We start from the raw sequence: 26,567 nt of genomic DNA, 5'->3' as shown, positions 1-26,567 counted from the left end.
GCGGGTTTACTTGACGCTGCTCGGGGTTGGGCCTTCGGCCACGCCCAGGTCGTCTTCTTCACGCTCGTCAGCAATACCGCGGCCACCAGAGGCCAGTTCGGCTTGCAGCACGTCGGTGTCCAGTTCCTTGACCCACTTGGCCACGACCACGGTAGCAACGGCGTTGCCGACCAGGTTGGTCAGGGCACGGGCTTCGGACATGAAACGGTCGATACCGAGGATCAGCGCCAGGCCGGCAACCGGCAGGTGGCCTACCGCGGACAGGGTGGCAGCCAATACGATGAAACCGCTACCGGTCACGCCAGCAGCACCTTTGGAGGACAGCAGCAACACCACCAGCAGGGTGATCTGGTGAGTGATGTCCATGTGGGTGTCAGTCGCTTGAGCGATGAACACGGCCGCCATGGTCAGGTAGATCGCGGTACCGTCAAGGTTGAACGAGTAACCGGTCGGGATCACCAGACCCACGACGGATTTCTTCGCGCCCAGGCGCTCCATCTTGATCAGCATGCGTGGCAGTACCGATTCCGAAGAAGAAGTACCCAGCACGATCAGCAGTTCTTCACGGATGTAGCGGATCAGCTTCAGGATGCTGAAGCCGTGAGCGCGAGCGATACCGCCCAGCACGATCAGGATGAACAGCAGGCAGGTGATGTAGAAGCACGCCATCAACTGGCCCAGTTGCACCAGCGAGCCGACACCGTAGGCACCGATGGTGAATGCCATGGCACCGAAGGCACCGATTGGCGCGAGCTTCATGATCATGTTGATGATGTTGAACATCACGTGGGCGAAGCGATCGATGAAGTCCAGAACCGGCTTGCCGTAGGCACCCAGGCGATGCAGGGCGAAACCGAAGATCACCGAGAACATCAGCACTTGCAGGATATCGCCAGTGGCGAAGGCGCCAACGATGGTCGACGGGATCACGTTGAGGATAAAGCCGACGACGCTCTGGTCAGCACCGGCCGAAACGTACTGAGCGACTTTCGAGGCGTCCAGGGTGGCCACGTCGATGTGCATGCCGTTGCCCGGCTGAACGACGTTCACCACCACCAGGCCTACCAGCAATGCGATGGTCGAAACGATTTCGAAGTAAAGCAGCGCGTAGCCGCCGGTCTTGCCGACCGACTTCATGCTCTGCATGCCAGCGATACCGCTGACAACGGTGCAGAAGATGATCGGGGCGATGACCATTTTGATCAGCTTGATGAACCCGTCACCCAGTGGCTTTACCGCCACACCGAGCTGAGGATAGTAGTGACCGAGCAGGATGCCGATAACGATGGCAACGATCACCTGGGCATACAGGGATTTGTACAGTGGCTGACGAGTCGTCATTGCAAAGTTCCTCAAGAGCGCGGCGCGACAACATCCACCTGTTGTCGACGACACCTCATTTGCGAACCCTCCTGCACTGGAGGGATTTGTTTTTTCGAGCTGCACGAAAGCAGACATCTGTCGGTTGTATCGCAAGCGGCGTGCCACTTTTTCCAAAATGCCTGTGAGCCTTTTGCCATCAGGGCTCTACGGTTCACGCGGCAATGGCTCGCCAGCCAAACAGTGGCGGATTTCCGCCCATCCGCCAGGGCTCGTCCTACAATTTGGCGGATATCCGCCTTGTTCGGCCGCTGCCTGCATGGCTACCATTCGTCGTCAAATGCCGGATCTGCCTGCCATGCGTGAACGCACCATCGCCAGTCATTTTGCGCGCGCCGCCCTGGGCGGTGCCCGTCGCCTGGGTCATGACTGTTCAGAACTGTTGCACCAACTGGGCATCAGCCCCGAATTGCTGGGGGAGCCCCGGGCGCGAATCACGCCTGAACAGTTCACCCGGTTGATTCAAGGGTTGTGGCTGGCGCTCGATGACGAATATCTGGGATTCGGGCCGGTCCCGAGCAAGACCGGCAGCTTCGCGATGATGTGTCATGCCGTGATCCATTGCCGCAATCTCGATCGGGCACTGCGCCGTGGCTTATTATTTTATAGCTTATTCCCGGGCGGCCCGCGCCTGACCTTGGCCCGTGAAGATGAATTGATCCGCCTGAGTCTCGACGACGCACGCTTCCATGACCCGGACCATTTCCTCACCGAAAGCCAGTTGCTGGTCTGGCATCGGCTCGGCAGTTGGCTGATCGGCCAGCGCATTCGCCTGGAACAAGTGACCTTCAGTTACGCCAGGCCTGCCCACGGTGCCGAATATGACCTGTTGTTCCCCTGCCCAATGGAATTTGGCACGCCCCAGAGCAGCCTGCTGTTCCACAGTCGATACCTGAACATGCCGTTGTTGCAGGACGAACGCACCCTCAAGCATTTCCTCGAACGCTCCCCCGCCGACCTGTTGTCGCGCCCGGATGACGGGGACAGCCTGAGCAGCCGGCTGCGGCGCCTCCTCAGCCGTGACAGCGCGCGCTGGCCGGACCTGGAAGCCGTGGCCGCGTACCTGCACATCAGCCCGCAGACCTTGCGGCGGCACCTTCGCGAAGAGGGTTCGAGCTTTCAGGAATTGAAGGATCAGCTGCGCCGCGACATCGCGATTTATCATCTGGGACGCGCGGACCTGTCGTTGCAACAGATCGCCGAGCAGCTGGGGTTTTCCGAGCCCTCGGCGTTTCATCGGGCCTTCAAGAAGTGGACGGGGCTGACGCCGGGGGCCTATCGGGCGCAGGAAAGCCGAGCGCCAGCGCCGCCTACTTCAACGGCGGAATGACCAATGCCAGGCCGGGATAAATCTTGTCGGGATGTTCCAACACCGATTTGTTCGCCTCGAAGATCAACGGAAACTTGGCAAAATCGCCATAGAATTCCTTGGCAATCCGGGCAAGGGTATCGCCTCTTACCACCACATACATGTTCTGCTGGCTGACCGGCGGGACGGCCAATGTGGCCGGTGACTCGAAGCTCACATCGCCCAGCGCTTGTATTTCTGCGATGAACCGACCCAGGTTGTTCGCCGTGGTCGCGTGGATGTCGTGCATGAGCACAATGGAATGGTTGCGCTTGCGAATCTGCTCGACCCCATGGGCCACCCAGCCGCCTTCGCGGTAGTCACTCTTCCAGTCCAGGGTATCGACACTCCATAGCACTTGGCGATAACCGAGGTCTGCGATCGTGCGATCAACCAGTGCATCGTGGGCGCCATAGGGCGGTCGCATGATCGGGTCCGGCGCCTGGAACGGCGCCAGGGCCTGCTCGGTTCTTTTGATCTGGTCGATGATGGTGTCCTTGTCCTGGCCCACCAGCCGAAGGTGATCGTAGGTGTGATTGCCGATCCGGTGCCCTTCACCCAGGATGCGCCGGATGCGCTCGCCATGTTTGGCGACCAGGTTGCCCACGATAAAAAAAGTCGCCTTGATATCGGACTTGGCAAGCGTATCGAGCACTGTGTCGGTCTGGGTCTGCCGAGGGCCGTCGTCGAACGTCAGCCAGATTTTTTTCTTTTCCATCGTTGAGTCCTTTAATGGCCAGTAATGCTGCCTCCTCGTCGAGGGGCTACGCCTATTACCAGCCAGCGAAGGACTGAATACCAACGAAAAACTGTTGCCTTATTTATTCATAACTTGTTGATACAAAATGAAAATATCAGAAACACAAGTTGCTCAGAGCACCGGAAAATGGATCCTGAACGCCGCCCCGCCCATTGGCGAATCTCCCAGGGTCAGCCGAGCGCCGTAGCTTTCGATGATGTCCTTCACCACCGCCAGCCCGATCCCCTGCCCTGGGTGCTGGCGGTCCAGGCGTTCACCGCGTTGCAGGATCCGCGCACGCTGGTCCGGCGGCACGCCCGGCCCGTCGTCCTCGACGCAAAGCTCGATGCCGCTCAGGCTTTCGCGCACGCTGATGCGCACTTCGCCCAGGCACAGGCGATAGGCGTTTTCCAACAGGTTGCCGAGCATTTCCAGCAAGGCGCCCTGCTCGATCGGCACATAGCACGGTTGCGGCAGGTCGAAGGCCACCCGCACGCGCTTGTCGCGGTAGACCTTGTCCAGGGTGTCGCACAGGCTCTGCAACACGGGCTGCAAACGCACCTGATGGCGCACCAGGCCGCTTTTGCGCAGGCTCGCGCGCTGCAATTGATAGCCAATCTGCTGACTCATGCGCTCGATCTGGGTTTGCAACACCCAGGCCTGGTCGCGATCGGCGGGCCGTTGCGCCATGTCTTCACTGACACCTTGCAACACGGTCAACGGGGTTTTCAGGCTGTGGGCCAGGTCGTCGAGGGAATCGCGATAGCGGCTGCGCTGCTCGCGCTCGCTGTGCAACAGTCGGTTGAGCGAGCCGGTCAGGCGCAACAACTCGCGCGGGTGCTGTTCGCTTAAGCTTTCGCGCGCGCCGCTTTCGATCTCGTCGAGTTCCTGGCTCAACCGACGCAACGCCTGCAAACCCCAGGTCAGGCCTATCCACAGCAGCGCCAGAAGCACCAGCAGTGCCGCGCCGAAGCCCAGGTAGAGGTTTTCCCGCAGGCCTTCGAGGGTATTTTCATATTCGCGCACCGGTTGCAGGGTGACGATGCTGAACGCCGCGCTTTTGCCGCCCAGCAGCTTGACCTCGACGTCATAAACGAAAAACTCCTTGCCGTCGGCTTCCTTGATTCGCGCGAACTCGTTTCCGCGCCCGTCGTAGCGCGGCTTGTAATTGATGTGTTCCTCGCGGGTACCTTTGGAGCGCCAGACCAAATGGCCGTCGCGGTCATAGATATAGCCGAGCAGGCCGCTGTCAGTCAGGTTGAAGCGCTCATCGGGCAACTGCGCCGGCATCTGCAAGCGGTTGCCCTCGACCCGGGCAGCAGAGATCAGCGTGGTGACATCCGAGGCCAGGCGTTGCTCGATCGAATCCTGCAACGCCAGGCTGAACGCGCCCTGCATCGCTGGCAACAGCGCCAGCATGAACAACACCGCCAACAGGGTGGCGGCCAGCATCAAGCGAACACGAAGCGAACGGATCAAGTGCAGCGCTCATTAAACAGGTAGCCGAGGCCACGCACGGTGTCGATCGGCTTGAAACCCGCCGGACCTTCGAGCTTGCGCCGCAGGCGGCCGACCAGCACTTCAATGACGTTCGGATCACGCTCGTCATCATCCGGGTAGAGCTGCTCCATGAGGCGGTCCTTGGCGACCACCTGCTGGTGGTGGCGCATCAGGTATTCGAGGATGCGGTATTCGTAGGCAGTCAGCGCCAGCGGCTGGTCGTCGAGTGAGGCCTGCTTGCGGTTGAGGTCGAGCAACAGCGGGCCGGCGACGATGGTCGACTGAGTGAACCCGCTGGAGCGACGCAGCAACGCGTTCAAGCGCGCATCGAGTTCCTCGAACTGGAACGGCTTGACGACATAGTCGTCGGCACCGGCGGCGAGGCCTTCGACTTTGTCCTGCCAATTGCCGCGGGCAGTGAGGATCAGGATGGGGAAGGTCTTGCCGCGCGAACGCAACTGGCGAATCAGGTCGAGCCCGCCCATACCCGGCAACCCAAGGTCGATCACGGCAAGGTCGTGGTTGAACTGCTCGGTCTGATACAACGCCTCTTCAGCGTTGGGCACCGACTCGACCACGTGGCCGCTGTCCGTCAGGCGGGTTTGCAGGTGATGGCGCAAGAGCGCTTCATCTTCGACGACCAGCAATTTCATGAGGCTCTCCCGGGCAAGTCAACATCTCCAGAGGTGTACCGAGTGGGTGCTGCCACCCACCGGGTCAGACAGATCGTAAACGCCAAGCAGGTATTCCTGACGCAGTTTAATGCCATTGTAGGTACCCGACACCTTGTCATAAGCGGCGTAGTAGTGGCCTCGACCGTTTTGTTGCGCCAGACGCACACCCCAGACACTGTCCTGGATCACGCCTGCGGCGTTCGGGTGGTTGAAGTTCAGCGCGTTAGCCTTTTTCAGCCTGTTGTTCTGATCGAACGCCGGGCTGGAAAAGTTATCGTCGCTTGCATGGGCCGCTACGCTTGCGCCCATCACCGTGAAAGCCAGAAGCAGGTTCTTCAACGTAGTCATTGACGAGTTTCCTCAGGTGCAATGTGCTTTTCGGGTATGGCACAAGGTTACCCACCGGGCCCTGAACTGCCCCTGAACGTACACTGAACCTCCGCTGAACCAGATTGACGGCTACGCTAAGCCCTTGTTTGAGCCCCTTGTTGCAGGAGATCTTTGCATGCGCGTACTCATCGCTGTCCTTTTACTGACCCTGAGCGGGCTTGGCCAAGCCGCAATCAAAACCCAGGAAATGCCCTATCAAACTGCCGACGGCACAAAACTGATCGGCTATTACGCCTACGACGACGCCATCAAGGGACAACGCCCGGGCGTGGTGGTGGTGCACGAATGGTGGGGGCTCAACGATTACACCAAGCGCCGAGCCCGTGACCTCGCGGCCCTGGGCTACAGCGCGCTCGCCATCGACATGTACGGCGATGGCAAGAACACCGAGCATCCCAAGGACGCCATGGCCTTCATGCAGGCCGCGTTGAAGGACGCCGACGCCTCCAGCGCCCGCTTCCAGGCCGGGCTCGATCTGCTGAAGAAACAGGCACAAACCGACCCGGACAAGGTGGCGGCGATCGGTTACTGCTTCGGCGGCGCCGTGGTGTTGAATGCGGCGCGCCAGGGTGTGCCACTGGCGGGCGTGGTGAGTTTCCACGGCGCGCTGGCGACCAATACGCCGGCTGAGCCTGGCAAGGTGAAAGCGAAGATTCTGGTCGAGCATGGCGCGTTGGACAGCATGGTCACGCCGCAAAACGTGGCCGCCTTCAAAAGCGAGATGGACAAGGCCGGCGCCGACTACACCTTCGTCAGCCTGGAGGGGGCCAAACATGGCTTCAGCAACCCGGACGCGGACCGCCTGGGCCATGGCGATCATGGCGGCCCGGACATTGGCTACAACAAGGCGGCGGATGACAAGTCGTGGGCCGATATGCAGGCGTTTTTCAAGAAATTGTTTGGTTGATTGCATAGACCGAGTTGAATCCATCGCGGGCAAGCCCGCTCCCACAGGTGATTTGCGTCGTACAGAAAATCCCTGTGGGAGCGGGCTTGCCCGCGATGGGGTCACCTCGGTCTCGGATGAGACTACCCAGCCCGCAACCAACCCGGCAAAATGCCGACATGACTCCCATCCCCGCACTACCCGCCTGCTGCACCCCGCTCGATGCCGACTGGCCGCTGCCGTTCGTGCTGCCCGACACGGTACTGCTCAGCACCCATTTCGACAGTTCGCGACTGACCGCCGATGACTTCCGGCAAAGCGCCATCGAGCCACCGGCCACCGTCCAACGCTCGGTTGCCAAACGCCAGGCCGAATTTCTCGCCGGGCGAATCTGCGCACGGGCCGCGCTTCAACAACTGGAAGGGCTGAATGAGGTTCCGGCCATGGGTGAGGATCGGGCCCCCGTCTGGCCGTCGCACATCAGTGGCTCGATCACCCACAGCACCGGCCGAGCGGCGGCGATCGTGGCGCGTAAAAGCGATTGGCGCGGCCTGGGCATGGACCTGGAAAACCTGCTCAACGCGGAACGGGCGCAGCGCCTGGCCGGGGAAATTCTCACCCCCGCCGAACTGCAGCGCATGGCGACCGGCCGCCACGATCAACAGGCGCTGCTGGTGACCCTGACGTTTTCCGTGAAGGAGAGTCTGTTCAAGGCGCTTTATCCGATTGTGCAGCAGCGCTTCTATTTCGAGCACGCCGAGGTGCTGGAGTGGAGCGAGGCTGGGCAGGTGCGGTTGCGGTTGTTGGCCGATCTGTCCGCGGAGTGGCGTCATGGCACCGAGCTGGAGGCGCAGTTTGGGGTGAAGGATGGGCAGTTGTTGAGTTTGGTCAGCATCAAGACCTGAAGAGGTTTGTTGTTTTGGCCGGCCCCATCGCGAGCAAGCTCGCTCCTACAGGGCAGGCTTGCTCGCGATGAGGCCGGGCCAGACAACACAAATCTCAGCGCTTCTCCTGATCCCTCGGCCAACTCAAACTGAAACACGCCCCGCCCAGGCTCTTGCTCTTGCTGATCAAGGCCCGGCCGTCATGCCAATGGATGATCCGCCGCACGATGGACAAACCCAGGCCATGCCCGCCGGAAGCACGCGTGCGGCTGTCATCGAGGCGCAGGAACGGCGTGAAGATTTTCTCCCATGCCGACTCGGGCACCCCCGGCCCGTCGTCTTCGATATCGACCCGACAACGTTGCTGGCCGACCTGATAACTGACAGTCACCCGCGACTGGGCATGGCGCATAGCGTTGCTCACCAGGTTCTGAATGGCTCGGTGCAGGTAACGCGGCTCTGCCTCGACCCAGGCGTCGTCGCAATCGGCCGCCGACAGGCACAACCCGCGCTGGACCGTGACATCCGCGCGCAGCGGCGCCAACTCCTCGATCACCTGATTGACCAGCGCGTCCAGGTCGATGCGTTGGAAGTTCAACGCCGGCGAGCCCTGCTCCATACGCGCATAGGTGAGCATTTCGTCCACCAGCCGATCAAGGTCTTCGATGTCGTGGTCCATGCCCTCGCAGTATTTTTCCAGCGCTTGCGGCGTGGTGGCCGACCCGATCATCTCCAGGCCAAAACGCAAACGCGCCACCGGCGTCCGCAATTCGTGGGACACGGCGCGCACCAGTTCGCGCTGCACCGCCAACAATTGCTGCAAGTGTTCGGCCATGCCGTTGAAGGCCGCCGCCAGACGCCCGACCGAGTCCGCACCACGCGCCGGCACCCGGGTTTCCAGGCTGCCCTGGGCGATGCGCGTGGCGGCGGCTTCCAGGCCGCGTAGACGACGCTCCAACTGGCGCACCAGCAAATAGACGATCAGACCGATCAGGCTCAGCCCCAGCGCCGCGATCAGCACCAGCCATTGTGGCGGATAAGGATTCATCTGGTACAACGGACCGATTTCCAGCACCCAGGGCGTACCGACCATGCCGGCGAACACCCGGATCGAATCGCCCTCCTTGCCCAACGCCATCACCGTGTCCCCTTCCGACACACGGCGACTCTGGTCTTCGTCCATGTCGGCCTCTTCGACCGTGACGAGCCGCAAGTCGAAACCGAAGCCTTTCTCTTCCTTTAACTGCGCCAGGCGTTTGGCCTGTTCGGCCACCGGGACGCGCACCAGTTCGTCGGTGAGCAGGTAGATTGTTGCTCGCGCAAGTTGCTCGCTGATCTGCTGCACCTCGCCGGTGAGCATCAACTGTTCCTTTTCACTGACCAGCCGGTACACCCTCGCCGCATGCGGACCGGTCTGTTCCACCAGCGCCTGACCGCGCAGCACGCGGGTGCGCTGGGTCAGGTCAAGGTCGCTCTGGGCGAAGGTCTTCAGTGCCAGCGGAATGCCCAGCAAACGCTCCCAGACCAGCAACGCCCGGTGGCGCTGGGTTTCATTCATCGGTTGCAGGTTGTCGGCCATCAGCGAAAACGTGCCGTGGGCCAGGCGCTCGCGGTACTGCTCGCTGCGCACCTGGTTGAGCATATGCAACGCCAGCACCCCAAGCACCGCCACCAGGATCAGCGCCGCGCACATGCCGCCGTAGATGCGCAGGAAGATCGAGTTCACAGCGACGGGTCTACGCAGGCTTCAGGCACGAACAGATAGCCTTTGCTGCGGATGGTCTTGATCAGGCGCGGGTGATCGGGGTCATCGCCAATCTTCGGACGGATCCGCGAGATGCGCACATCGATGGAGCGGTCCTGGCCGTCATAACCGATACCGCGCAACGCCGTGAAGATCTCCTCCCGTGACAGGATGCGTCCGGCATTGGCCACCAGTAGCCACAGCAGGTCAAACTCGGCGCTGGTCAATTCGATGCTGTTGTCATGCAGCCAGGCTTCACGCAACGCGCTGTCCACCACCAGCGGACCGAACTGCAGGCGGCGCTGTTTTTCCGCCGCCGGCTCAGGCGACTCGCTACGGCGCAACAACGCCTGGATGCGCGCGAGCAACAAACGCGGACGCACCGGTTTGCACACGTAGTCGTCGGCCCCGAGGTCCAGGCCGAGGATCTGGTCGGTATCATCGGTACGCGCGGTAAGCATCAGGATCGGGCCGTCATACTTGTCGCGAACCTTGCGGCAGATACTCAGGCCGTCTTCGCCGGGCAGCATCAGGTCGAGGATCACCAGGTCCGGCTGCTCCTTGATAATGCGGGCCGCAGCCAGCGCTCCATTGCCCTCGATCGACACGCGCAGGCCATTGGCTTGCAGGTATTCGCGGGTCAGCTCGGCCAGACGCTGGTCGTCCTCGACAATCAATACCTGCCAGGCTTCTTGCTCCACGGTGACCTCTGCTTGCCAACAACACTGATAAAGGAAGGATCCACCCGTCTTTTTGTCATGTTTGGGGGGATAAGAATGCGTACGCACCGGCCGATTGTATAAACGCCACTCGTCCAGAACACAAGCCGGCAAATGCGTTCGGACAACCCGCTTTTTTGTGATAGGGTTCGCGCCCTTCGAAATCCGGATGGCTGTTTTCGCTCATTGAAAATCAGTGAAAATTCGCTCGATCCAGCAGGTTCGCGGCCTACACGCGGATTCACCCTGTCACACACAATTTACGCACAGGGTTATCCACAGGCAGTACGTTGCAACCCCCCTCAAAACGCATTATCTTGTAGCACGGCGCTAAAAAAACCCTACATATAGGGTTTTCCCTTAGAAAGGCCAACCACATTTCAAACCGGTAACTCAAGCGTTTTATCGCCTGTTCCCGGTTGAACCCAGCGTGATTTACAAGCCCAAACCGCTCCCGCGGATGGCACCGTTTTTTTCAGGCCAGCAGGGCCAGGACGGTACGGGTGTTGCAGTCAAGACTGCCACCCGGAATGGAATCCGGCAGCAAGCCAAGGCTCGCTGCCAAAACTTCGGCAAGGACGCGGCATCAATAGCCTTTTTCCTACTGCCCCGAAGTTGTTATGCCCGACGCGTGTCGGTTGTAGTGCTTCAGGACAGAACGGTGGGCACCGTCATGGTGCCCAAACAAACATAAAGAATGTGGAGACAACCCCCATGCAAACCGACACAACTCGCGAGAACCCGCAAGGCACCTTGCCGCAGGCTGTGGATTCGAATTCGGATCTGTCCGCCACCGCGCCTGGCCAGTTGCGCGTGATCAAGCGTAACGGCACTGTCGTTGCTTACACCGATGACAAAATCACCGTCGCCATCACCAAGGCGTTCCTCGCAGTTGAAGGCGGCACCGCTGCCGCCTCGTCGCGCATCCATGACACCGTGGCACGCCTGACCGAGCAGGTCACCGCGACCTTCAAGCGTCGCATGCCATCGGGCGGCACCATCCACATCGAAGAAATCCAGGACCAGGTCGAACTGGCCCTGATGCGTGCCGGCGAGCAGAAAGTTGCCCGCGACTACGTGATCTACCGTGATTCGCGTGCCAAGGAGCGTGCGGCACACACGCCGGCCGAAGCCACCGTCAACGCTCACCCCTCGATCCGCATCACCCGCACCGACGGTAGCCTGGCGCCGCTGGACATGGGCCGCCTGAACACCATCGTGACCGAAGCGTGCGAAGGCCTGGAAGAGGTCGACGGTGACCTGATCCAGCGCGAGACCCTGAAGAACCTGTACGACGGCGTCGCCCTGACCGACGTTAACACCGCCCTGGTGATGACGGCCCGGACCCTGGTAGAACGCGAGCCGAACTACTCGTTCGTGACCGCCCGCCTGCTGATGGACACCCTGCGTGCCGAAGGCCTGGGCTTCCTCGGCGTCGCCGAAAGCGCTACCCACCACGAAATGGCCGACCTGTACGCCAAGGCCTTGCCTGCCTACATTGCCAAGGGTGTCGAGTACGAGCTGGTCAACCCTGAGCTGGCCAACTTCGACCTGGAAAAACTCGGCAAGGCGATCAACCACGAACGCGACCAGCAGTTCACCTATCTGGGCCTGCAAACCCTGTACGACCGTTACTTCATCCACAAGGATGGCGTGCGTTTCGAACTGCCGCAGATCTTCTTCATGCGCGTGGCCATGGGCCTGGCCATCGAAGAGAAAGACCGCGAAGCCCGTGCCATCGAGTTCTACAACCTGTTGTCGTCCTTCGACTACATGGCTTCGACCCCGACCCTGTTCAACGCCGGCACCCTGCGTCCACAGTTGTCGAGTTGCTACCTGACCACCGTGCCGGATGACCTGTCGGGCATCTATCACGCGATCCACGACAACGCCATGCTGTCCAAATTCGCTGGCGGCCTGGGCAACGACTGGACGCCGGTTCGTGCACTGGGTTCGTACATCAAGGGCACCAACGGCAAGTCCCAGGGTGTGGTTCCGTTCCTGAAAGTCGTGAACGACACCGCCGTCGCCGTGAACCAGGGTGGCAAGCGCAAGGGCGCTGTCTGCGCCTACCTGGAAACCTGGCACATGGACATCGAAGAGTTCATCGAGCTGCGCAAGAATACCGGTGATGATCGCCGTCGTACCCACGACATGAACACTGCCAACTGGATTCCTGACCTGTTCATGAAGCGCGTCTTCGATGACGGCAAGTGGACCCTGTTCTCGCCATCCGAAGTACCGGACCTGCACGACCTGACCGGCAAGGCCTTCGAAGAGCGCTACGAGTACTACGAAGCCCTGACCGAGTACCCAGGCAAGGTCAAGCTGTTCAAGACCATCCAGGCCAAAGACCTGTGGCGCAAGATGCTGTCCATGCTGTTCGAAACCGGCCACCCATGGCTGACCTTCAAGGACCCGTGCAACCTGCGCAGCCCGCAGCAACACGTGGGCGTGGTTCACAGCTCGAACCTGTGCACCGAAATCACCTTGAACACCAACAAGGACGAGATCGCTGTCTGCAACCTGGGTTCGATCAACCTGCCAAACCACATCGTGAACGGCCAGCTCGACACCGCCAAGCTGCAACGCACCGTGAACACTGCCGTGCGCATGCTCGACAACGTGATCGACATCAACTACTACTCGGTGCCACAAGCGAAGAACTCCAACTTCAAGCACCGTCCGGTTGGCCTGGGCATCATGGGCTTCCAGGATGCGCTGTACCTGCAGCACATTCCTTACGGCTCCGATGCCGCCGTGCAGTTCGCCGACAGCTCCATGGAAGCCGTCAGCTACTTCGCGATCCAGGCCTCCTGCGACCTGGCTGACGAGCGTGGCGCCTACGAGACATTCCAGGGTTCGCTGTGGTCCAAGGGCATCCTGCCGCTGGATTCGCAACAGATCCTGATCGAGGCTCGTGGCCAGAAGTACATCGATGTCGACCTGAAGGAAAGCCTGGACTGGGCACCGGTTCGCGCCCGTGTACAGAAAGGCATCCGTAACTCGAACATCATGGCCATCGCACCGACCGCGACCATCGCCAACATCACTGGCGTTTCGCAGTCGATCGAACCGACCTACCAGAACCTGTACGTGAAATCGAACCTGTCGGGCGAATTCACCGTGATCAACCCGTATCTGGTTCGCGATCTGAAGGCTCGTGGCCTGTGGGATTCGGTCATGATCAACGACCTGAAGTACTACGACGGTTCGGTACAGCAGATCGAGCGTATCCCGCAAGAACTCAAAGAGCTCTATGCGACCGCGTTCGAAGTGGACACCAAGTGGATCGTCGACGCCGCCAGCCGTCGTCAGAAGTGGATCGACCAGGCTCAATCTCTGAATCTGTACATCGCCGGCGCTTCGGGCAAAAAACTGGACGTCACCTACCGCATGGCTTGGTACCGTGGCCTGAAAACCACTTACTACCTCCGCGCCCTGGCTGCGACCAGCACCGAGAAGTCGACCATCAACACCGGTAAGCTGAACGCTGTTTCCAGCGGCGGCAACCACGGTGACGATTCGGTCCTGGCAGCGCCAGCCGGTCCTGCTCCAGTGCCGAAGGCCTGCGCCATCGACGAGCCGGATTGCGAAGCTTGCCAATAAGCTGAGCCGGCAGGCGCTGCAAGGCGCCTTCCCCGACAACCCCCGACCAGTCCCCTGGATTGTCGGGGGTTTTCTTTTGCCCCGCCCCGGCCCCCGCCCCCCCCACCCTGTAGGAGCGAGCACGTCGAGGCGTCGAACCGTCGCGATGGTCGTTAACGATGACGGGGGCTGTGTGGGGCCCGCGGTGTCTGGGCTACCATCGCGACGGTTCGACATGCTCGCTCCTACAGGTTCGCGCCCAGGCAACACAAAAAGCCGGCCATAAAAAAACCCCTCTTGCGAGGGGTTCTTCATGCAGCGCCAACCGTATCAGGTCATCTGAATGATGGTCTGCATAATGGTGCTCTGGGTCGAGATGGTCTTGGCGTTCGCCTGGTAGTTGCTCTGCGCCTTGATCAGATCGACCAGTTCGCTGGTCAGGTTGACGTTGGACTCTTCCAGCGAGTTGGAGTTGATCGAGCCCAGGGTGCCGGTGGTCGGTGCATCGTACCCCGGGATACCCGAAGCGAAGGTTTCCTTCCAGCTCGTGCCGCCCACTGGCTGCAAGCCTTGCTCGTTGGTGAAGCTCGCCAAGGAGATCTGGCCGATGGCCTTGGTCTGGTTGTTGCTGAAGTTGGCCAGCATCACACCGCTGCCGTCGATGGTCAGGTTGGTGATCTGACCGGTGGCGTAACCGTTCTGCGTTGGGATCGAACGCGCGGTATCGGCGTTGAACTGGGTGGTGTTGCTCATGGAGATGGTAATGCCAGCCGGATCGGAGGCAGCGCCGTTCGCGCTCCAGGTGCCGTTGACCACTTTGCCCGGAATCCAGCCGGTGATTTTCAAGTCAGGACTGACCACCGGTGGAGTTCCGGGGGTGGTCACCGACACCAGCTTGCCGGAGGTGTCGAAGGCCATGGTCGAGGCCACCGGAGGGGTCGCCGGATCGGTCGGATCGGTGCCATCAGGGTTGCGACCGTCGACCAAGCTATAGACTTTCCAGGTGTTGTCACCCGTCTTCACCATGTACTGATCAAGGGCGTGCTGGTTGCCCTGGGTGTCATAGATCGGTGTGCTGAACTGCTTGGTGAAGGATTCCTGCTTGCTCGGGTCGAATGGATAGGTGGTCTGATTGATCGCCGTTGCCGTGGAGTTCAGGTTGATCGTCGACGAAATGGTCGTCGTGGTCTTCGGCGACAGGTTCGAGGTATCGATGCGCAGGTCGGTCAGGATGCCGTTGATGATCTTGCCGTTGGCATCCACGCCGTAGCCTTGCAGGCGCGCAGTGCCGTCGGAGTTGGTGACGTAACCGTCCTTGTCGACCTTGAAGGTACCGGCACGGGTGTACGACAGCGAGCCGTTTTCGTTCAGCACGAAGAAGCCCGAACCGTTGATGCCCATGTCCAGCACGTTGCCGGTGTTGTTGATGTCACCCTGGGTGAACTGCTGGGAGACGTTGGCCAGGCGCACACCATTACCGATAACTTTAGAGCCGGAGCCCAATCTCGTCGCTGAGTAAACGTCTTCGAATTCCGCGCGGGACGATTTGAAACCGGTGGTCGCCACGTTGGCGATGTTGTTGCCGGTCACGTCCAGTTGCTTGTTGGCTGCGTAGAGACCGCTAAGGCCGATGTTAAAAGACATGTTCCACTCCTTTGTGCCGGGTTAGTCGGCTCTTACATACCAATAGTTTGGACTTTGGACAGGGCGATGCTGCCCAGCCCGGCCAGATTGAGCATCAACTCACCGCCGGTCTGGCTGATGGTCACGCTGTTGACGGTGGCTGGCAGGTAGGTCACCAGCGAAGTTGCCTTGCCGTCGTAGGTCGCGGTGGCGGCGAAGGTGTAGGTGCCCGCCGTTGCCACTTCGCCCGCATCATTCTTGCCGTCCCAGATGAAGCTGGACGTTCCGGCCTTCTGGCTACCCAGGTCGATGGTGCGGATAACCTTGCCATCGGCGTCGGTGATCTTGACCTTGACCGGGTCGACCGAAGCAGGCACGGCGATGGTCCCGGTGAAGCTCTTCGAGGTGTCGACTACGGCCTTGTCGCCCGGAGCAATAACAGAGCGGCCTACCAGCGACGACGCTTGCAACGCCTGGGACGAGCTGTAGTTGCTGGCCAGGCCGCTCACGGTGTCGTTGAGGGTGGTGATGCCTTCCAGACTGCTGAACTGCGCCAATTGGGCAACGAACTCGCCGTTGTCCTGAGGCTCCAGCGGGTTCTGGTTTTTCAACTGCGTGACCAGCAATTGCAGGAACGCATCCTTGCCCAGGGCCTTTTTACCGGTGGCGCTGTTGGTCGCGGACGCCAAGCCGTCGGAGCTGGTGTTATTGGTCTTGATCGAAGAGTTGGCCAGGATGTCTTTGAGGCTAAGGCCGCCGGTAGTATCAGTAACACTCATCTGAGTCGCCCCTTATCACTGACCGAGGGTCAGGACCTTTTGCATCATGGTTTTGGCGGTGTTCATCATTTCAGCGTTGGTCTGGAACGAGCGACTCGCGGAAATCATGTCGGCCATTTCTTCCACCACGTTGACGTTCGGGTAGTAGACGTAACCCTTGGCGTCGGCCGCCGGATGGTTGGGTTCGTAGCGCGCTTCGAGGTTGCTCTGGTCTTCGACCACGCCGAGCACCTGCACACCCTGGCCGGCAGCGTCCTGGTTCTGGAACAGTGAATCGCTGCCGCCACTCTGGCCGCCCTGGAACATGGTGGCGAACACCGGGTGACGCGCGCGGTAGGTCTGGTCGATGCTCGACGAGACGGTCTCGGCGTTGGCGATGTTTGACGCCACGGTGTTCAACCGGGTGGTCTGGGCGCTCATGCCGCTACCGGCAATATTGAAAACGCTGGCTAGCGACATGTTTATTCTCCACGCAGGGCTGAGACCAGCCCTTTGAATTTGCTGTTGAGCAGGGTGAAACTGGCCTGGAAGTTGACCGAGTTTTCCGCGTAGTTCGATTGTTCCAGTTGAGCATCAACGGTGTTCTGGTCGATCGACGGCTGCATCGGCGTGCGATACATCAGCGACTCGTCGCCGTTGCCCAGGCCCTGCGCTTCGATATGACGGCTATTGGTCATGTTCAGGGCGAAAGTACCGTTCTTGGTCTTCTCGCTCTGCTCGGCGAGCACTTTGGAGAAGTCCAGATCCCGAGCCTTGTAGTTCGGGGTGTCGGCGTTGGCGATGTTGTTGGCCAGAACCTCGGCACGCTGGGCGCGGAAGCCCAGGGCTTGTTCGTGGATACCGAGCGCTTTATCGAAGCTGATGCTCATGTCGGGAAACCTTCGGGAGACCTGATTTTTCGTACGAAGGTTTTAGCAAGCGGCGTGCCAACTCGGCGAACCCCCGGTTTACGGGGCTTCGCGTAAAAGGGGCTGGTGCCAATGCCAGAAAAGCGGCAATCGTTTTCCGCCGCCTGCCGCTTTTCTGCCGCTTTGCGCCGAACATCCCCGCCGCCGCCCCTCCTGTAGGAGCGAGCATGCTCGCGATGACCGTCCAGACGACGCTGGCTGCCTGATACCCCTCGTTATCGTTGACCACCATCGCGAGCATGCTCGCTCCTACAGCGGGAGAGGACCATCGGGCATAAAAAAACGGGAGCCCTGTCGGACTCCCGTTTGTTTGTCGCAAGCAATCACTTCGCCTGGTAAATGATCCCCGGGCTGCACTGGACCATCTGGTAATGATCCGGCAGACCGTTCAGCGCTTCGGAGGCGCCGAGGAACAGATAGCCACCAGGCTTGAGCGTGCTGTGAATGCGCAACAGGATGTCTTTCTTCACCTCGGCGGAGAAGTAGATCAGCACGTTGCGGCAGAACACGATGTCGAACTTGCCGAGGCTCGCGTAACTGTCCAGCAGGTTGAAAGCGCGGAATTCCACCCGACTCTTGATCGGTGCCTTGATCGCCCAGCGGCCCGGCCCTTTCGGGTCGAAATAACGCTGCAGGCGTTCCGGCGACAAGCCACGGCCGATGGCCAGGCTGTCGTACTCGCCGGTCTTGCAGTTGATCAGCATGGAGCCCGACAGGTCAGTCGCCACAATTTGCACGCCCGCCTTCAACTGACCGATATTGGTCCGCTCGAACTCGTCGATGGACATCGAAAGCGAATAGGGCTCCTGCCCCGAGGAGCAGGCGGCCGACCAGATGCGCAGGCGCTGGCCGGGAGCCGCCTTGATCGCTTCGGGCAATACCTTGTTCTTCAAGACCTCAAACGGATAGGTGTCACGAAACCAAAGGGTTTCGTTGGTCGTCATGGCATCGACCACCATCTCGCGCAAACCGCTGCGCGGCTGGGTCTGGATGCGCTGCACCAGCTCACCCAGGGACTTGATGCCTTGCTGCTCCATCAGTTTGTTGAGACGGCTCGAGACAAGGTACTGCTTGTTTTCACCCAGCAAGATGCCACAGGCTTTTTCCAGGAACACCCGGAACTGTTCGAAATCCAAATTACCCGTAGACAATGCTGCCGCCTCTTAAATCGTGTGAACCGCCAGGGGCAGAAGGCCCCTAGCTGATATCTGCTGCTTTGATCCGGTCAACCACCCGGGATGCCAGGTCATCAGGACGGAATTTGGCAAGGAAGTCATCGGCACCGACCTTCTTGACCATCGCCTGATTGAACACACCCGACAACGAAGTATGCAGGATGATATGAAGCTTTTGCATACGCGGGTCGTTGCGGATTTCCGCCGTCAGGGTATATCCATCCATTTCCGGCATTTCGATGTCGGAAATCATCATCAGGAACTCTTCTTCCGGCTTTTTCCCATCGTCGACCAGCTTGCGCAAGTAGTCCAGCGCTTGCCGCCCGTCGTTCAACGCCACCACTTCGACACCGACCGTCTGCAGGCAACGCGTGACCTGCTTGCGTGCCACTGACGAGTCATCGACGGTCAGCACGCGCAGCGACAAGGCCTTGTGCTGGGTCTCGACGTCGACCACGCCCACGGAAATCGCTTCGGGCGTCGGCGCCACTTCCGCCAGTACCTTCTCGACGTCGATGATTTCGACTAGCTGATTGTCGACCCGAGTCACAGCCGTCAGGTAGTGATCGCGTCCGGTGCCCTTGGGCGGCGGATGAATCTCCTCCCAGTTCATGTTGACGATGCGCTCCACCGAGCGCACCAGGAAACCCTGGGTCTTGGTGTTGTACTCCGTGATGATCACGAAGGGGTTGCTTTGATCTTTCAATGCTCCGGAACCGGTTGCCATCGCCAGATCAAGAATCGGAATGGTCGCTCCCCGGATATTTGCCACACCGCACACGACAGGACTGGACTTGGGCATCACGGTCAGCGAGGGGCATTGCAGCACCTCTCGAACCTTGAACACGTTGATCCCGTAGAGCTGCTGGCCGTCGAGACGGAACAACAACAGCTCCAGGCGATTCTGCCCTACCAGTTGCGTGCGCTGGTTTACCGAATCCATTACACCAGCCATGCCCAGACTCCTACACCAACGCTAGTTGTGTTGCGACGCACATTCATCACTAAACGGCACGGCGCTTGCTTTTTAACTTTTATGAACACAGAACCGACATTTTTTCGACGCCTGACATCCACCTCCCGCAGATTGCTCTGCGCGATATCGGCCGTCTGCCTGTTCAACGCTGGCAGCCCTGCCCTTGCTGACGCAGTTACCTTGCCTGACATGCTTATCGGCGTCACCCAAGGCTTTCTTGAATTCACCGTAGAGGACTACCTGGCCACCAGTCAAACCGAAGGTCGTTACGAAATCGAGGTCAAACAGCTCGACCCGCGCCTGCGCATGCCCATGTGCGACAAGGAATTGACAGCCAGTCTGGAGAGCCCTGCCAAGCCATTGGGCCGTGTCACGGTCAAGGTTCGCTGCGAGGGCAGCTCCCCGTGGACAGTGTTCGTGCCCGCTCAAGTGCGCCTGTTTCGCGAGATAGTGACCACTGCCCGCCCCCTGCGTCGCGCCGACATCGTCGAGCCCGGTGACGTGGTCATGCGCGAGCGGGACATCGGCCAGGTTACCCAGGGCTATCTGACCACCCTGGACCAGGCGATCGGTCAGCGACTTACCCGACCAATGGTCGCTGATCAGGTGATAACCCTGGTCAATCTCGAACAGACTGAAGTCATCCGCAAAGGTGATCAGGTGGTGATTACTGCCCGTAGCGGCACGCTGAGCGTGAGGATGCCCGGCGAAGCACTGTCCAACGGCGGCATGAGCGAGCAGATTCGCGTGAAAAACCTCAACTCCAAACGGGTTATCAAGGCGCAAGTGACCGCGCCTGGGCAGGTGGAGGTGGCCATGTAGCAACTCTGATCGCGAATCAGTGGCGTTGCCCTGGGCTGTTCCCTAAACTGTGGCGCATGCGGAAGACGTGCTGGCGCTTGCAGGCTCATTGATAAAATGGGTCTAAAGTTTTCACTGGGATAGCCGAGAACATGGCAAGCGTCCAAATATTCAGAGGTTTTTTACCATGGTCATCGATTTCAGCCGTTTGAACAGCACCTCGCCACTAACGGGCAATACACGTACCAACGCCGCCAAGGACACCGCCGAAACTGGCCAGTCCAAAGCGTTGAATACCCCGGCCGAACAGGCCAGCACCGTTAAAAGCGGGGAATCGGTACACCTCAGCCATGAGGCTCAACAGTTGCAACAGGTCACTGACAAGCTGCGTGATCAGCCTGCCGTCGACAAAGCCCGGGTGGCCGAGTTGAAAGCAGCGATTGCCGATGGCAGCTACAAAGTCGACAGCAACCGTGTAGCCAGCAAACTGCTCAATTTCGAAGCCCAGCGCTAGGCTCCGGTCTGCGCCAGGCTTTTGGACGCTTAAAAACCAAGGCCAGCCATGCACGATACTAATTTACTGCAACTGATCACCGACGACTTCGCTCCCGCTCAACACCTGCTGGAGTTATTGCAAACCGAGTCCCTCGCCTTGCACGGTCGCGACATGCCTCTGCTCGAAGAGATTCTGGCGCAGAAGCAGGCAATGATCATTCTGCTCGAACAGCATGGCCGCAAACGCAGTGAAATTCTCGCCAGCCTGAACCTGCCGCTCAATCGCAATGGCCTGGAGCAATTGGCCAGCCAATCGAGCATCGGCCCGCAACTGCTGGAACAGAGCGATGTGCTGACCGATCTGTTGGCTCAATGCCAAGCGGCAAACGCCAATAATGGCCAGTCGATTCTGGTCCAGCAGGCCGCCACGGCCAACCAGCTGAAAATCCTCACCGGCGGTGAACCGCCAGCACTCTATGATGCACGCGGATCTACCGCGAAACTTGCGAAGCCGCGCCCGCTCAGTCAGGCTTGAGCCTGCAAATGATCACGCCCTATGAAGACTCGCAACATGCTGGCACTATAGTGGCCAGTTGTAGTCATATTTTGTCTGGAGATTGATGTGTCCAATGCCTTAAATGCGGAAGATTCCCCGCAGCCACCCAAGGTGCTCACCACGCCTCTGGAGATCTCCGGCAACCTGCGCCAATTGCAAGACAGCCATGATCCGCTGATCATTACTTTCCACGAACGGACCCAGCGCTTTCAGAGCTACCTGGTGAACGTCGACCGCGACAGTGGCACGATCAAACTCGACGAAATGATCCCGCGCGATGGCGAGCGTTTCCTGCTGGCCGGCGAGCCGTACAAGGTCGAAGGTTTTCATGATGGCGTGCGTATCGCTTGGGAAAGCAACGGCCAACCGACGCTCGACGAGTCCGGCGGCGAGCGCGGCTACCTTGCCCCACTGCCGGACGAAGTGGTTTACCACCAGCGCCGCAACGCCTTCCGCGCCGCCCTGAAGCTGGCGCAACTGGTCGACATCGACCTGGACGGTGAAAAGCTCAAGGCGCCGATTCGCGGCAAACTGCTGGATATTTCCGCCACCGGCTGCAAGTTGCGCTTCGATGGCGACATCACCGCCAGCCTGCAACTGGGCCAGGTCTACGATCGCTTCGCCGCCGCCCTGCCTTTCGGCAAGATGACCGCGCCGGTCGAACTGCGCTACCTGCACTTCGAAGAAAGAATCTCCACCACCTTCGCCGGCATCCGCTTTCACAACATGAGCGGGCTGGTGCAGCGCCAGGTCGAACGTTTCGTCTATCAGTTGCAGCGTGAAGCACGTCGCTTCGATAAAGACGATATGTAACGTCTGCTACCTCGGCAAATGTGCAGGGTCTTGCCGCATCGCAGCAAGACCCGTGGCTACACCTGGCGTCCTGCCACTCCTATTTTCTTTCTGAACAACGCCCCAGCTAACACAAACGAGCTTATTGTGGGCATGACTGCGGCTCCGGCAGATGCAGCGGCATCTTGATCGGGTATTGCGGGCTGCCAAAGGCGTAGCAGGAGGTGGTGACCGCAAGCTCGTCGCACGGCAGGAAGTGCACGGTGAGGCCGCAGACTTTTTGTCCGGTGTAGTCGGGGATGGGGACGGTTTTGCTGTGTTGGCGTTTTTGGGCATTGATGTTGTCTAGCCAAGCATCGTATTTCGCCTCATCAGCAAGACCCGGATTGTCGTAGGAGTAAGCCACACCAGTTTCCCAATCAACACGCACCATCATTCCCGGTTTCCAACGCAAAGGCGCGGCATAACAACATCCTCCTCCCCCGCCCTGGTACGGGCCAATGATGTCGAGACCCGAGCGCCCGTCCACCCTGAAGCGATTAATAGCCCAGTGGGTATGGTTGATCGCTTCGAGGGTGCTGGCATTAACGTTTGCCGGCGCAGCCATCAGGATGCCGATTGCCCATATCACGTAACGACACTGAATACGCTGGAGCCTGCCCCACATGCTTCGCGCTCGATGCCCGGCAACGTGCTCAAACCGTCTCATCGCGAACCTCCCTGGCTTGTGCGCCGAAGCTCTCCCAACGTGCGCTGAGCCTCTTTTGCATCTCGGCCAAACCCTCGCCATCCAGGATCGAAGGTGGCCTCGGTCGCGGCTGGGAATGGCGATTGTCGGCTACCATCCCGCCGTTGCCTTCCTTGAGCAGCACCAACTCCCGTCGGTTGACTTCGCCGAAGAACACCATGCGCTCACTGAAGTACGTGCCCCCTCGCTCACGGCCTTTGGCGTAGAGGAACCAGGCGCGCGAGTCGTGGACCTGATCGTCGAATAAGGCACGCAGTAATCCGCTGGCCTCCTGCGCATTGCGGCTTTCATCGACGTTATGGCGCGTATTTTCATCGACGTGGTTGCGTTCGAATTTAGGTGGCGGGAACAGTTGGCTGACGCGCTCCCTGCCCATGGCCTTGATTGCCGCGCGCTCGGCCCGTGCGTTGATCGCGAGTCGATTGGCCAAAACCCCAGGGAGCAACGCCACGCCTACCAGCCAGAGCGCTATCGTCTCGATGTTCTCGATGTTGCGGTAGTCCAAGCTGAACTCCTGGGCGGCTTCACGCAGTTGGGTCTGCGCCATGTCCGGGTCAAAGTCCTTGATACCGGGCTCCATGGGTTTCTTTTCGGCGCCCGGGACGCGTTCGTTGATCAGCTGTTCTTTTCGGATATTTTTGATGGCGTCCTGTTTTGCTTCTCGCGCGGCCTCAGCTTTTTGCTGCACATAAGGATCGACTTGCGTGTCGCTTGCCTGTTGGTAAAACGCTGTTTGTCTGAGGCTGGAAAAACCGTAGCGGTCGATACGCCAGGCGGTTATCCAGCCCAGTTGGTTGCGCATGGCCCCTTCCAAATTGATAGAGGCTGTTAGGGGTTCGTAGTAGTCCGTTTGCTCGGGGCTTAATGGCTGGCGAGGAGGCAACAAATTTAGAGTTACTTCGCGCCAGGCGTTGAAGCGGAGAGCCAGATCGGGGGAAACACCGAATTCGATCTCGACATCTGTTTCCATAGCACGCCAGAACTCATCTCTCATCTGCACTGGCAGGGACTTTGGCGGTACTTTCAGTGGTGCTCCATGTGCGAACGCGTCGGAATACAGATCGTGTAAAGCTATCTGCGACAACAAATAACGGTCATCTCTTCCAGCGGCCTTCCCCTGATCGCCCGGCGGATACCCTCCACCCACATCCGAATGCACCCCCGGATAAATCACCTCCATGGAATTAACCGGATACCCACCGCTCGCCCGACGAATCGACTCCGATGGAAAACACAACCGCTGCTCATGACTGGCCACCAGATGCAGGCAGCGCTTGACCAACCGGTCCGGTATTTCCTGGCTGCTATCGGCCCAGCCCATATGCCCGTCCGCCCCAAACGCAATATCGGCGAGACCCACCGACGCCACGGTGTCCAGCAACCCCAGATACTCGACGCTGACGGGGAGGGTCAGGTCCTTGAACTTCAGCGAGGGCGTTGTTGCATCGCGGTCCAGCAACTGGTTGAGCCAGTTGACGAAGGCTCTGGCCGCCGCCGCACCGCGGGAAAACCCATACACATAGAGCTTGATCCCCAACAGTTTCGGGCGCGCCGGCAAATTGTCTGCCAGCGCTGTGCGTAAGGGCTGTTCAAGGGCTGCGAGCTGTTTGTCAAACACATTGGCTCGATTGGCCTCCCCACCGGACTCCATCCCCACCAACGTACCCATGGATTTGACGGCGCCGAGCAGCGCAACATTATCCATTCGGGGTAAATCCAGACTGCGCCTGAGCGCATCGATGATCATCAACAACGCCCAGTTGATGCGCTCCTCGCCATACCACCCGGTAGCCATGCCCAGTTGGGTGTAATCCAGGTCGCCCACTTCGGCAAAGGGTGTGCCGACACCGGGCATGTAATATTTGAAATACTGGTTGTTGCCGGCCCCAGGAGCATCGGTCAGCCCCCGAGCCTTGCTGCTGGGGTGCCCGGTACCGCCTGCGTGGCCGGTACCAATGCTGGCGCGGAACATCCGAGCAACGTTAGTAGGGTTCGCAGGCGTGGACAGATAGAGGTCGTTGTTTAGGTTATTGCCGGTGCCGTCGAAACACAGGCTGATGTGCAGCGTCTTGCAGCACGGCAGCAAGGCACGCCGCCCCGCCGCTCCGCTCAGGGCGTCGTGATAGTCGGATTCCCAATCGGTTCGGCGCAGCAGGTTATGTTGAACTTGCCACTCTTTTTTCGGCAGCCTACCCAGTTCAGGAAAGGGTGGTGGATACCAAACGCCGGCATGAGTCAATTCGGACATGATTGCGGCTCCGGCAGGTTCAACGGGGTTTTGATGGGGTACTCAGGGCTGCCATAGGCGTAACAAGAGGTGGTGACTTGAAGCTCGTCACAGGGCAGGAAATGCACGGTGAGACCGCACACTTTTTGACCTGTGTAATCGGGTACGGGCACAACCTTGGTGTATTGACGCTTCTGCGCCTTGATCTGTCTTGCCCACTCAAGATATTTAGGCCAATCCGCATAACCTGGAGATCCCTCCGCGTAAGCCACTCCCGTTTCCCAATTAACACTCACCGTCATCCCCGGCACCCACCGCGAAGGCGCGATATAACAACACCCTCCGCCTCCCCCCTGATAGGGACCGATGATGTCCAGACCCGATTGTCCATTGACCGCGAATTGATTGATGGCCCAATGGGTGTGGTTGATCGCTTCGAGAGTTCCTGCCGAGGCTTTTGGGGGAGTCAAAATTGACACCAGAGCACCGAGAAGAACGGCACGATAACCGCCGCTTGAAAATGTCGGCATGGGGTTCATTTCCTTATGTCGTTGGTGGATTAACACCGGCGCCCTGCAACTTGGCGACGGCATAGGCTTCACGCTCCGGGGCGAACACAAGTCCACTCTGGTTTGCCTCGAGCATGGCCGCAAAACACCCATCAAATTGCTGCTGGGCGCTCCAGTCGCCCGGCATCGCTTGACGATGGCGCTTTATCGCCATCAGGGCGTCGCTGACGCAGCTAAATGCATCCAGCTGCAGGTCACTGAGTTCGATGTGAACGAAGTCGAGCGGGCTCCGCGGCCGATCAGGACTGCCCATCAGCCACCGAGGTTCACCATCGATATCCAGCCAGCTCCAGAACCACGCCGGGCGCAATAACACCTGCTGCTGATCGGCTTGCAGCACATGACTGAACAACAACGGGAATATCCGCGGGTCGTAGTAACGCAACAGCCCCAATCGCCCCACATGGCGGGCTTCCAGGCATTGGCCCAGATATTCGGCCAGCACTCCGAACGGCCAACAGGACGCCAGCACCAACAATTGCGATCGATTTTTCAGGAATTGGATCAGTCCCTTCAGCCATTGCCGCTGAAGCGGCTGCGCAAGATCGACCCGCACCAACAAAGGCGCCAGATCCTCGGCGCTTTCCTCGGGCAATCCACTGAACAACGATTGCCAGGGCAGCGCCGGCTCGACGCTCAGGACACTGGGCAGCAACGGGGCGCCGCCCGCCTGGTCGATGATGATGTCCAGGCAGGTGATGGAGACCTCGGCGCAGGACGAGTCCAGTTGTTCGAGCCAGGTGTCGCTCATGATCGACGTCATGCCTGGGCCCTCCCCGTGTACAAACAGGCCGGCACGCCAAGAATCGGGTGGAAGTCGAGCGCCCAGAGTTTGTGGCGGCTTTGGTCGAAGAAGATCGGGGGTGCATTCATGCTCAAGCCTCCCTGGCCTGGATGGAGTGGCGGGGAGGTTTTCATCTACCCGCGTTGGCTGCGGGTCAGTGTTCTAGAAGCTGAAAATTGTTGAAATAGGACGATTCTGATGGGGGCGTAGGATGCGTCCACATTTTGAGATGCAGGATCAGTAGGAATTTTCTTAGGTCGAGCCCCCAAAAAAACGGGCAGT

General features: G+C 59.6%; 25 protein-coding genes and 1 pseudogene. 8 read left to right on the top strand and 18 right to left on the bottom strand.

The genetic code is table 11. The features are described 5' to 3' along the window. Positions 1-6 precede the first annotated feature (6 nt). Positions 7-1,341 carry a dicarboxylate/amino acid:cation symporter gene (locus AB4N64_RS02835; RefSeq protein ID WP_460121799.1) on the bottom strand — a complete coding sequence of 445 codons (1,335 nt, stop codon included), beginning with the start codon at positions 1,339-1,341 and terminating at the stop codon, positions 7-9. Between the two features lie 337 nt (positions 1,342-1,678). Between AB4N64_RS02835 and AB4N64_RS02830 the strand changes: the two genes are divergently transcribed. Continuing rightward, positions 1,679-2,710, top strand: coding sequence for an AraC family transcriptional regulator (locus AB4N64_RS02830; protein ID WP_460121798.1), 1,032 nt, complete (start codon positions 1,679-1,681; stop codon positions 2,708-2,710). Here the strand turns inward: AB4N64_RS02830 and AB4N64_RS02825 are convergent. From AB4N64_RS02825 to AB4N64_RS02810, 4 genes and pseudogenes are all read right to left on the bottom strand, one after another. After that, positions 2,691-3,446 carry a polysaccharide deacetylase family protein gene (locus AB4N64_RS02825; RefSeq protein WP_460121796.1) on the bottom strand — a complete coding sequence of 252 codons (756 nt, stop codon included), beginning with the start codon at positions 3,444-3,446 and terminating at the stop codon, positions 2,691-2,693. The genes AB4N64_RS02830 and AB4N64_RS02825 overlap by 20 nt on opposite strands. Positions 3,447-3,599: 153 nt before the next feature. After that, the gene (locus tag AB4N64_RS02820; protein ID WP_460121794.1) at positions 3,600-4,946 is read right to left on the bottom strand and encodes an ATP-binding protein; all 1,347 of its coding nucleotides are present in this window, start codon (positions 4,944-4,946) and stop codon (positions 3,600-3,602) included. Then, positions 4,943-5,620 (bottom strand): response regulator, encoded by a 678-nt coding sequence (locus AB4N64_RS02815; protein ID WP_368554731.1) that lies wholly within the window; start codon positions 5,618-5,620, stop codon positions 4,943-4,945. The genes AB4N64_RS02820 and AB4N64_RS02815 overlap by 4 nt, the downstream gene beginning before the upstream one ends. A gap of 45 nt (positions 5,621-5,665) precedes the next feature. Further along, a pseudogene (locus AB4N64_RS02810) lies at positions 5,666-5,989 on the bottom strand (hypothetical protein); the annotation flags it as partial. 157 nt (positions 5,990-6,146) lie between these two features. Between AB4N64_RS02810 and AB4N64_RS02805 the strand changes: the two are divergent. Further along, positions 6,147-6,938, top strand: coding sequence for a dienelactone hydrolase family protein (locus tag AB4N64_RS02805; RefSeq protein ID WP_460121792.1), 792 nt, complete (start codon positions 6,147-6,149; stop codon positions 6,936-6,938). 158 nt (positions 6,939-7,096) lie between these two features. Next, positions 7,097-7,822: a 4'-phosphopantetheinyl transferase family protein gene (locus AB4N64_RS02800; protein WP_460121790.1), complete on the top strand. Its 726-nt coding sequence runs from the start codon at positions 7,097-7,099 to the stop codon at positions 7,820-7,822. A 94-nt stretch (positions 7,823-7,916) separates the two neighbouring features. Here AB4N64_RS02800 and AB4N64_RS02795 read toward each other — a convergent pair whose 3' ends face one another. Both AB4N64_RS02795 and AB4N64_RS02790 read right to left on the bottom strand, forming a co-directional pair. Beyond that, on the bottom strand, positions 7,917-9,527 hold the full coding sequence (locus AB4N64_RS02795) for an ATP-binding protein (RefSeq protein ID WP_460121788.1): 1,611 nt from the start codon (positions 9,525-9,527) through the stop codon (positions 7,917-7,919). Further along, entirely contained in the window at positions 9,524-10,246 is a 723-nt protein-coding gene (locus AB4N64_RS02790; protein WP_460121786.1) for a response regulator, read from the bottom strand. The genes AB4N64_RS02795 and AB4N64_RS02790 overlap by 4 nt, the downstream gene beginning before the upstream one ends. A gap of 732 nt (positions 10,247-10,978) precedes the next feature. Here AB4N64_RS02790 and AB4N64_RS02785 point away from each other — a divergent pair. After that, positions 10,979-13,873, top strand: coding sequence for a ribonucleoside-diphosphate reductase subunit alpha (locus AB4N64_RS02785; RefSeq protein WP_460121784.1), 2,895 nt, complete (start codon positions 10,979-10,981; stop codon positions 13,871-13,873). A gap of 309 nt (positions 13,874-14,182) precedes the next feature. Here AB4N64_RS02785 and flgE read toward each other — a convergent pair whose 3' ends face one another. The 7 genes from flgE to AB4N64_RS02750 all read right to left on the bottom strand — a co-directional run bounded on the left by flgE (position 14,183) and on the right by AB4N64_RS02750 (position 19,292). Continuing rightward, positions 14,183-15,496 carry a flagellar hook protein FlgE gene (flgE, locus tag AB4N64_RS02780; protein WP_460121782.1) on the bottom strand — a complete coding sequence of 438 codons (1,314 nt, stop codon included), beginning with the start codon at positions 15,494-15,496 and terminating at the stop codon, positions 14,183-14,185. Positions 15,497-15,528: 32 nt separating this feature from the next. Next, positions 15,529-16,254: a flagellar hook assembly protein FlgD gene (gene flgD, locus AB4N64_RS02775; protein ID WP_460121780.1), complete on the bottom strand. Its 726-nt coding sequence runs from the start codon at positions 16,252-16,254 to the stop codon at positions 15,529-15,531. Between the two features lie 15 nt (positions 16,255-16,269). After that, positions 16,270-16,713, bottom strand: a complete 444-nt coding sequence (gene flgC / locus AB4N64_RS02770) for a flagellar basal body rod protein FlgC (RefSeq protein ID WP_046046514.1) — start codon at positions 16,711-16,713, stop codon at positions 16,270-16,272. A 2-nt stretch (positions 16,714-16,715) separates the two neighbouring features. Beyond that, positions 16,716-17,123 (bottom strand): flagellar basal body rod protein FlgB, encoded by a 408-nt coding sequence (gene flgB / locus AB4N64_RS02765; protein WP_368554742.1) that lies wholly within the window; start codon positions 17,121-17,123, stop codon positions 16,716-16,718. Then, positions 17,104-17,403, bottom strand: a complete 300-nt coding sequence (locus tag AB4N64_RS02760; protein WP_460121778.1) for a hypothetical protein — start codon at positions 17,401-17,403, stop codon at positions 17,104-17,106. Before AB4N64_RS02760 ends, flgB begins: the two co-directional genes overlap by 20 nt. Positions 17,404-17,485: 82 nt before the next feature. Beyond that, the gene (gene cheR, locus AB4N64_RS02755; RefSeq protein WP_460121776.1) at positions 17,486-18,313 is read right to left on the bottom strand and encodes a protein-glutamate O-methyltransferase CheR; all 828 of its coding nucleotides are present in this window, start codon (positions 18,311-18,313) and stop codon (positions 17,486-17,488) included. Positions 18,314-18,359: 46 nt separating this feature from the next. Beyond that, positions 18,360-19,292: a chemotaxis protein CheV gene (locus AB4N64_RS02750; RefSeq protein ID WP_460121774.1), complete on the bottom strand. Its 933-nt coding sequence runs from the start codon at positions 19,290-19,292 to the stop codon at positions 18,360-18,362. An 81-nt stretch (positions 19,293-19,373) separates the two neighbouring features. On the opposite strand from AB4N64_RS02750, the gene flgA reads away from it, so the two are divergent. The 4 genes from flgA to AB4N64_RS02730 all read left to right on the top strand — a co-directional run bounded on the left by flgA (position 19,374) and on the right by AB4N64_RS02730 (position 21,978). Next, a complete protein-coding gene (gene flgA / locus AB4N64_RS02745) occupies positions 19,374-20,135 on the top strand; it encodes a flagellar basal body P-ring formation chaperone FlgA (RefSeq protein WP_460121772.1) in 762 nt (253 codons plus the stop codon). A 166-nt stretch (positions 20,136-20,301) separates the two neighbouring features. After that, entirely contained in the window at positions 20,302-20,628 is a 327-nt protein-coding gene (gene flgM, locus AB4N64_RS02740) for a flagellar biosynthesis anti-sigma factor FlgM (protein ID WP_460121770.1), read from the top strand. A 48-nt stretch (positions 20,629-20,676) separates the two neighbouring features. Beyond that, entirely contained in the window at positions 20,677-21,144 is a 468-nt protein-coding gene (locus AB4N64_RS02735; RefSeq protein WP_460121769.1) for a flagella synthesis protein FlgN, read from the top strand. 87 nt (positions 21,145-21,231) lie between these two features. Beyond that, the gene (locus AB4N64_RS02730; RefSeq protein WP_460121767.1) at positions 21,232-21,978 is read left to right on the top strand and encodes a flagellar brake protein; all 747 of its coding nucleotides are present in this window, start codon (positions 21,232-21,234) and stop codon (positions 21,976-21,978) included. 121 nt (positions 21,979-22,099) lie between these two features. Here the strand turns inward: AB4N64_RS02730 and AB4N64_RS02725 are convergent, their stop codons facing one another. The 4 genes from AB4N64_RS02725 to AB4N64_RS02710 all read right to left on the bottom strand — a co-directional run bounded on the left by AB4N64_RS02725 (position 22,100) and on the right by AB4N64_RS02710 (position 26,264). Then, the gene (locus AB4N64_RS02725) at positions 22,100-22,564 is read right to left on the bottom strand and encodes a DUF3304 domain-containing protein (protein WP_460126579.1); all 465 of its coding nucleotides are present in this window, start codon (positions 22,562-22,564) and stop codon (positions 22,100-22,102) included. 88 nt (positions 22,565-22,652) lie between these two features. Further along, positions 22,653-24,953 carry a T6SS phospholipase effector Tle1-like catalytic domain-containing protein gene (locus AB4N64_RS02720; RefSeq protein WP_460121765.1) on the bottom strand — a complete coding sequence of 767 codons (2,301 nt, stop codon included), beginning with the start codon at positions 24,951-24,953 and terminating at the stop codon, positions 22,653-22,655. Continuing rightward, the gene (locus AB4N64_RS02715; protein ID WP_460121763.1) at positions 24,941-25,471 is read right to left on the bottom strand and encodes a DUF3304 domain-containing protein; all 531 of its coding nucleotides are present in this window, start codon (positions 25,469-25,471) and stop codon (positions 24,941-24,943) included. The genes AB4N64_RS02720 and AB4N64_RS02715 overlap by 13 nt, the downstream gene beginning before the upstream one ends. A gap of 4 nt (positions 25,472-25,475) precedes the next feature. Beyond that, on the bottom strand, positions 25,476-26,264 hold the full coding sequence (locus AB4N64_RS02710) for a DUF4123 domain-containing protein (RefSeq protein ID WP_460121761.1): 789 nt from the start codon (positions 26,262-26,264) through the stop codon (positions 25,476-25,478). Positions 26,265-26,567 lie beyond the last annotated feature (303 nt).

This window comes from Pseudomonas sp. S2_C03, assembly GCF_054668405.1.
This window is presented reverse-complemented; position numbering and strand designations above follow the sequence as displayed.